Source organism: Streptomyces sp. NPDC001781 (assembly GCF_053596035.1).
In genome coordinates this window covers 86,556-93,185 of sequence record NZ_JBSFFI010000025.1, presented here as the reverse complement: position 1 = coordinate 93,185, position 6,630 = coordinate 86,556, and the positions used below count along the sequence as shown (strand labels likewise).

The 6,630-nt window shown below is 70.6% G+C and carries 6 protein-coding genes; 5 read left to right on the top strand and 1 reads right to left on the bottom strand.

Annotated features, from left to right (window positions below; all coding sequences use genetic code 11):
- Nucleotides 1-136: 136 nt before the first annotated feature.
- Nucleotides 137-493 (bottom strand): DUF192 domain-containing protein, encoded by a 357-nt coding sequence (locus ACWCV3_RS22190; RefSeq protein WP_451226780.1) that lies wholly within the window; start codon nt 491-493, stop codon nt 137-139.
- 81 nt (nt 494-574) lie between these two features.
- Here ACWCV3_RS22190 and ACWCV3_RS22185 point away from each other — a divergent pair, with 81 nt between their 5' ends.
- From ACWCV3_RS22185 to ACWCV3_RS22165, 5 genes are all read left to right on the top strand, one after another.
- Nucleotides 575-1,051 (top strand): GNAT family N-acetyltransferase, encoded by a 477-nt coding sequence (locus ACWCV3_RS22185; protein WP_451226777.1) that lies wholly within the window; start codon nt 575-577, stop codon nt 1,049-1,051.
- Nucleotides 1,052-1,522: 471 nt separating this feature from the next.
- The gene (locus ACWCV3_RS22180) at nt 1,523-2,296 is read left to right on the top strand and encodes an isoprenyl transferase (RefSeq protein ID WP_451226774.1); all 774 of its coding nucleotides are present in this window, start codon (nt 1,523-1,525) and stop codon (nt 2,294-2,296) included.
- A 372-nt stretch (nt 2,297-2,668) separates the two neighbouring features.
- Nucleotides 2,669-3,994 (top strand): PhoH family protein, encoded by a 1,326-nt coding sequence (locus tag ACWCV3_RS22175; RefSeq protein WP_451226771.1) that lies wholly within the window; start codon nt 2,669-2,671, stop codon nt 3,992-3,994.
- A gap of 400 nt (nt 3,995-4,394) precedes the next feature.
- Nucleotides 4,395-5,111, top strand: coding sequence for an aggregation-promoting factor C-terminal-like domain-containing protein (locus tag ACWCV3_RS22170; RefSeq protein ID WP_135783927.1), 717 nt, complete (start codon nt 4,395-4,397; stop codon nt 5,109-5,111).
- 154 nt (nt 5,112-5,265) lie between these two features.
- Nucleotides 5,266-6,621, top strand: coding sequence for an AI-2E family transporter (locus tag ACWCV3_RS22165; RefSeq protein ID WP_451226767.1), 1,356 nt, complete (start codon nt 5,266-5,268; stop codon nt 6,619-6,621).
- Nucleotides 6,622-6,630 lie beyond the last annotated feature (9 nt).

The window sequence follows — 6,630 nt, the reverse complement described above, 5'->3', positions numbered from 1 at the left end:
CGGCCGGAGGATCTCCGACCAGGAGCCGACCCCGGACGCCTCGGCGGTCTGCACCGGGTCCCCGACCCGCTCCATGACCCTGGTCGGACCGCACCTGACGCCGCCCGCCGATCCACCAGTGATTACGGGACAGCCCTTAGCCCACGGACACCGACACCCCCGCCGCCAGTCCCCACCCGGCCATCACCCCGGCCCCGGCCTCCAGTACGTGCCGGGACCGGAGGCGGGGCAGCCCCAGGCGCCCCGGCGCCATCGTGCGCACGGCCAGCACCCGGAGCGTACGGTCCAGGTACGCCACGTCGATGGCCATCCGCATCCCGAAGGTGTGCACACTCGCGGCCGGCGACAGCAGCAGCGCCCCCTTCACCGCGTCCCGCCCGAGCAGCCCGCGGGTGCGTGCCCGGTAGGACACCGCCAGCTCCAGCGGCACACACACCTCGCCCCCCGGCCGATGCACCGTCAGAGTCCCGTAGCCGTCCCGCCAGCGCGCCATCCCGCCCCACCTCCGCCGGGACCGTACCCACCGTCCCCAGGCCGCACGCGAGTGTCAGTACCCCCTGCCACACTCCGGACCATGACAGCCGAGACAGCAGAAGTCCGCCTGCGGGGCGTGACCGAGGACGACCTCGAGATCTTCCTCGCCTTCGAACACGACCCGGAGGCCGTCCGCCGGTCCCGTTTCACCCCGCGCCCCCGGGATGCCTTCCTCACCCACTGGCGCACCCGCATCCTCCCCGACCCCGACTGCCTGGTGCGGACGGTCACCGTGGACGGCGAGGTGGCGGGCAACGTCGTCTCCTGGACGCAAGACGGCAGGCGCTTCGTCGGCTACTGGCTGGGCCGCCCCTACTGGCGCCGGGGCACAGGCACCCGCGCCCTCGGCCTCTTCCTCGCCGAGGAGCCCGTCCGCCCCCTGTACGCCGACCCCTTCGCCGGCAACACCGCCTCCGTCGCCCTGCTGGAGAAGCACGGCTTCGTGCGGGTGGGTGAGCCCGACGAGGAGGGGTTCGTGCTCCTGGTCCTCGACGGCCAGGCCCCGAAAGCCCCGTGACACCGTTCCCCCCGGGTCGAGTAGTGGTGCGCGCCGGCTGCTTCGTGGCCCGGAGACCGGCTGCCGCCGAGGTCGTCGCTTAGCGGAATGGTCAAGTCACTGTTCGTCGGCGGGGTCGTCCGTGGGAGGTACCCCGGTCCTGGAGCGCCGGGGTCGCCCGAATGGCGCGAAAACCTGATGATCGTTCGCCGAGAAGGCGGATCGCCTGGGAATCCGCTGTGGATCGACCCCCGGATGCCCCTGAACCGAGGATTCCGCGCTCGCCGTGACGTCGCCGGATGACTCCGCAGCGTAGTTGTGGCGCGCCGGGTCGCGCTTCCATCCTCACGAAGGGTTATGGTGGAAACCCCCCCTCGGGCCGGTCCGTCTCCCCCCCCCACGGACCGGCCCGTTTTTCTTGGGCGCGCGCGGCGCGGGTTAGGCTCGGCGTCCGCGGGAACCGCAACCGCGGTGTTTTGGAGGGGCTCTCACGTGAACCTGCGCGACAAGCTGCGCGGCCTGCTGGTCAGGGTCTACGCACGCCGGGTGGAAGGCCACCTGGACCACGCGTCGGTGCCGGAGCACATCGGCGTCATCATGGACGGCAACCGACGCTGGGCGAAGGCAGCGGGGTCCAGCACGGTCCACGGCCACCGGGCCGGCGCCGAGAAGATCGAGGAGTTCCTCGGCTGGTGCGACGAGACCGACGTCAAGGTCGTCACCCTCTGGCTGCTCTCCACGGACAACTTCGACCGCCCGCAGGACGAGCTCGGCCCCCTGCTCGACATCATCGACGGGGTCGTGCGCACCCTCGCCGAGGACGGCCGCTGGCGCGTGCACCACGTCGGCACCCGTGACCTCCTGCCCGCCGGGATGCAGCGGACCCTCAAACAGGCCGAGGAGAGCACCGCCCACGTCGACGGCATAGTGGTCAACGTCGCCATCGGCTACGGCGGCCGCCAGGAGATCGCCGACGCCGTGCGCGCCATGCTGGCCGACGCCCAGGACAGAGGCGTCGGCATGGCGGAGCTGGCCGAGTCCGTCGACGTCGACATGATCGGCCGGCACCTCTACACCGGCGCCCAGCCCGATCCCGACCTGGTCATCCGAACCAGTGGCGAACAGCGGCTCTCCGGGTTCATGCTCTGGCAGACCGCCCACTCGGAGTACTACTTCTGCGACGTCTTCTGGCCGGCCTTCCGCAAGGTCGACTTCCTGCGCGCCCTGCGCGACTACGCCGCCCGGCACCGCCGCTACGGCGGCTGACCCGGGCAGCCCGCCCGCATCAGGACACCACGAGCACCCCGTCGGCACCCGTCCGGCGGGGTGCTCACGGTGTACCCGGCCCCGCCCGGAAGTAACAAGGAGTTCACCGGCCTGCCGGTGGCCGCTTCTGCATGGGCGTGCGACTTCGAGGGCATAACGCTCTCAGGCCGACACCCGAACCACGGGCGTCGGACTCAGCGGGCGGCACGGGGTCGCCCGCCCGGGAGGTCCTTTGCACCAGCCCGACCGTGCCTCGTACGTACGGCAGCAGTGGCGGAGGGCCGGTCAGCGGCCCGCCGCGCGCGGGGACCGCAGACCGGCCCGGTTCCACCTCGTCGCTCCCCGACCTCATCCGAGGGGGTACGTCCTTCCGTGGTGACCAGCACAAAGCGCCACAAGCCCGACCGGCGCACCTATGTTCTCGACACCAGCGTCCTGCTGGCCGACCCCAACGCCGTGACCCGGTTCGAGGAGCACGAGGTAGTGCTCCCGATCGTCGTGGTCACCGAGCTGGAGGCCAAGCGGCACCATCCCGAACTCGGGTACTTCGCCCGCCAGGCCCTGCGCCTGCTGGACGACTACCGGGTCAGGTACGGCCGACTCGACGCCCCCATCCCGATCGGGGAACTCGGCGGGACCGTCCGTGTCGAGCTCAACCACTCGGACCCCAGCGTGCTGCCCAGCGGCTACCGCCTGGGGGACAACGACTCCCGCATCCTCGCGGTGGCCCGGAATCTCCAGGCCGAGGGGTTCGACGTCACCGTCGTGTCGAAGGACCTGCCGCTCAGGATCAAGGCGTCCTCGGTCGGTCTGCTGGCCGAGGAGTACCGCGCCGAACTCGCCATCACGGACTCCTCCGGCTGGACCGGCATGTCCGAGCTGACGCTTCCCGGCGAACAGGTGGACATCCTCTTCGAGGAAGGCCGCGTGTTCGTCCCCGAGGCGGCCGAACTGCCCGTGCACACCGGACTGACCATCCAGTCCGAGCGCGGCAAGGCGCTCGGCCGGGTCACCCCGGACGGCAACGTCCGGCTGGTGCGCGGCGACCGGGAGGCCTTCGGTATCAAGGGCCGCAGCGCAGAGCAGCGCATCGCGCTCGACCTGCTGCTCGACGCGGACGTCGGCATCCTCTCCATGGGTGGCCGCGCGGGCACCGGCAAGTCGGCGCTGGCGCTGTGCGCCGGCCTGGAGGCGGTCCTGGAGCGCCGCCAGCACCAGAAGGTGATGGTCTTCCGGCCGCTGTACGCGGTCGGCGGGCAGGAACTGGGCTACCTGCCGGGCAGCGAGTCGGAGAAGATGGGCCCCTGGGCCCAGGCGGTCTTCGACACGCTCTCCGCGGTCACCAGCCGGGAGGTCATCGAGGAGATCACGGCGCGCGGGATGCTGGAGGTCCTCCCGCTCACCCACATCCGCGGCCGCTCGCTGCACGACGCCTTCGTGATCGTGGACGAGGCGCAGTCGCTGGAACGCAACGTGCTGCTGACGGTGCTCTCGCGGATCGGCGCCAACTCGCGGGTGGTGCTCACCCATGACGTGGCGCAGCGGGACAACCTGCGTGTCGGCCGCTACGACGGCGTCGTGGCCGTCGTGGAGAAGCTGAAGGGGCATCCGCTCTTCGCGCACGTCACGCTGAACCGGTCCGAAAGGTCCCAGATCGCGGCGCTGGTGACCGAAATGCTGGAGGACGGGCACATCTGACCCGTCCTCGGACAACCACAGGCGCCGCCCGGAGAAGCAGAAGAGCTTAGCCGGGCGGCGTCCGCGTGCGCGGGTATTTCCTGAATCCCCTTGGGCCAAACGAGGTGTGAGCTTTCACACGGCACCCGGAATTGCCACTCGCCACCGGGTTACGGCAGAGTCTCTGTCCTGTCAGGCCCCGCATACGACACACCTGTACCCCGAGGCACGTTCCAGCCCCCCGGCAGGCGCGATCCACGGAGCAAGTCGCCAACTCCATAGCGTCGTCGTATGCCGCCCGAGCATCACGCGGCGCTCCCCGTGCGGGAGTTCCCACCGGGCCCGTGTCTCCTGTGACCCTTCAGTTGGGAGGCCAGTGTCGGGGGCACGATTGCGTCCGCCACGGTCACCGAAGCGGGCGATGCTGGAAGGAAACCGTGTGAGCCGGATTTCGGTCCGGGGATTCGCAGTGGCCTCCGCCACCGCGGTCACCGCCGTAGGAAGCGTCGTCGGAGTTGCCTCGGGCAGCGTCGCGCAGAACAACGACGCCGAGCCGACGGCTGCCGACACCACGCTTCTCGCTGAGCTCCCCGCGGATCAGCAGGCGCAGGTTCAGACCGCGTCCCTGACGCAGCAGGCGGACGCGCAGGCCATCGCGGCCGACGCCAGCGCCAAGAAGGACGCGGAGGCAGCGGCCCGCAAGGCCGCCGCCGAGACGGCCATCGCCAAGAAGAAGGACGCCGAGAAGGCGGCCGAGCTGGCCAAGGAGCGTGCCGAGACCAAGGCCGCCGCCGCCAGCCGCAGCGATGTCCGCGACGCCTCCAGCTTCGCTCCCCAGAGCAGCTACTCCGTCGCCCAGATCCAGGCCATGGCCCGTCAGATGGTGGGCGCCGGCCAGTTCCAGTGCTTCAGCAACATCGTCGACCACGAGTCGAGCTGGAACTACCGTGCCGTGAACGCCTCCTCCGGTGCCTACGGTCTCTTCCAGGCCCTGCCCGGCTCCAAGATGTCCTCGGTGGGCGCCGACTGGCAGACCAACCCGGCCACCCAGATCAAGTGGGGCCTCAACTACATGGACAGCCGCTACGGCAGCCCGTGTGAGGCATGGACCTTCTGGCAGGCCAACCACTGGTACTAGAGCGGCTTCCGGGCACCCGGCCGCGCGCAGCCCCTCCCCCTCACGGGGTGAGGGGCTTTCGCGCGGTACGGTCGTCCTCGCACGGCTCCCCGGCGTGACGAAGCGCGCCGGAGTGGGCCCGGGACGCGGGGGAAGGGTACGGAACATGACGCGAATGCCAGGATGGCTCGGACGGCTCGGTGCCGGACTGACCGAGATGAGCGAGCGCCTGGACGAGCGCCGCGCCGAGGTCCAGAAGGAGCACGCGGGACCCGAGGGGCCCCCTGAGCCGGTTGCCGTACCGGCGCCGCGCCCGGCTCCGACCGCCCAGCGTCCCGACCCCGCCCACGCCGTGCCGTGGGGAGTGCGGGTCGCGGCCGAGGCGGGCTGGCGGCTGCTGGTGCTGGCCGGCACGGTCTGGGTGCTGATGCGGGTGATCAGCGCCGTACAACTCGTGGTGTTCGCGTTCGTGGTCGCCCTGCTGGTTACCGCGCTGCTGCAGCCCACCGTGGCCCGGCTGATGCGGTACGGCATGCCACGCGGCCCGTCGACGGCGCTCACCGCCATATCGGGCTTCGTGATCATCGGGCTGCTCGGCTGGTTCGTGACCTGGCAGGTCATGGAGAACATCGACACCCTCTCCAGCCAGATCCAGAACGGCATCGACGATCTGCGCAACTGGCTGCTGAAGAGTCCGTTCCACGTCACCGACAAGCAGATCAACCAGATCGCCAAGAACCTCCGCGAGGCCGTCGGAGCCAACACCGACCAGATAACGTCCGCCGGTCTGGAAGGCGTTCAGGTCGTCGTCGAGGCGCTGACCGGAATCCTGCTCGTCTTCTTCTCCACGCTCTTCCTGCTCTACGACGGCAGGCGGATCTGGGAGTGGTTCCTGAAGCTGGTGCCCGCCGCCGCCCGTCCGGGCGTGGCCGGTGCCGGTCCGCGCGCCTGGGCCACCCTGACCGCGTACGTGCGCGGCACCGTGCTGGTCGCCCTGATCGACGCCATATTCATCGGCCTCGGCATCTACTTCCTCGATGTGCCGATGGCGGTGCCGCTGGCGGTCTTCATCTTCCTGTTCTCCTTCATCCCACTGGTCGGCGCTGTCGCCTCCGGGGCGCTGGCCATCGTGGTCGCGCTGGTGACGCAGGGCGTTTTCACCGCCCTGATGACGCTGGTCGTGGTGCTCGCGGTCCAGCAGATCGAGGGCCACGTCCTCCAGCCGTTCATCCTGGGCCGGGCGGTCCGGGTCCACCCGCTCGCGGTGGTCCTCACGGTCGCGGCCGGCGGCATGGTGGCCGGCATCGGCGGAGCGGTCGTCGCCGTCCCGCTGGTCGCGGTGACGAACACGGTCGTGGGCTACCTGCGGAAGTACTCGGCCGAGCTGGACCGGCCGGTGACGGAGATAGGGGACCCGGCTGCCGCGACGGCCGAGGACGAGCCCCCGGTCCGGGCCCTCGCGGAGCCGTCCGGGGACACCGCCCCCGAGGACGCCCGCGAAACCACCGAAGGCCCCGCTCACCAGATGTGAGCGGGGCCT

Bases quoted from the DNA above. Each gene is read 5' to 3' on its own strand.
- ACWCV3_RS22190 (WP_451226780.1), bottom strand. From the start codon at position 493: ATGGCGCGCTGGCGGGACGGCTACGGGACTCTGACGGTGCATCGGCCG.
- ACWCV3_RS22185 (WP_451226777.1), top strand. From the start codon at position 575: ATGACAGCCGAGACAGCAGAAGTCCGCCTGCGGGGCGTGACCGAGGAC.
- ACWCV3_RS22170 (WP_135783927.1), top strand. From the start codon at position 4,395: ATGCTGGAAGGAAACCGTGTGAGCCGGATTTCGGTCCGGGGATTCGCA.
- ACWCV3_RS22165 (WP_451226767.1), top strand. From the start codon at position 5,266: ATGCCAGGATGGCTCGGACGGCTCGGTGCCGGACTGACCGAGATGAGC.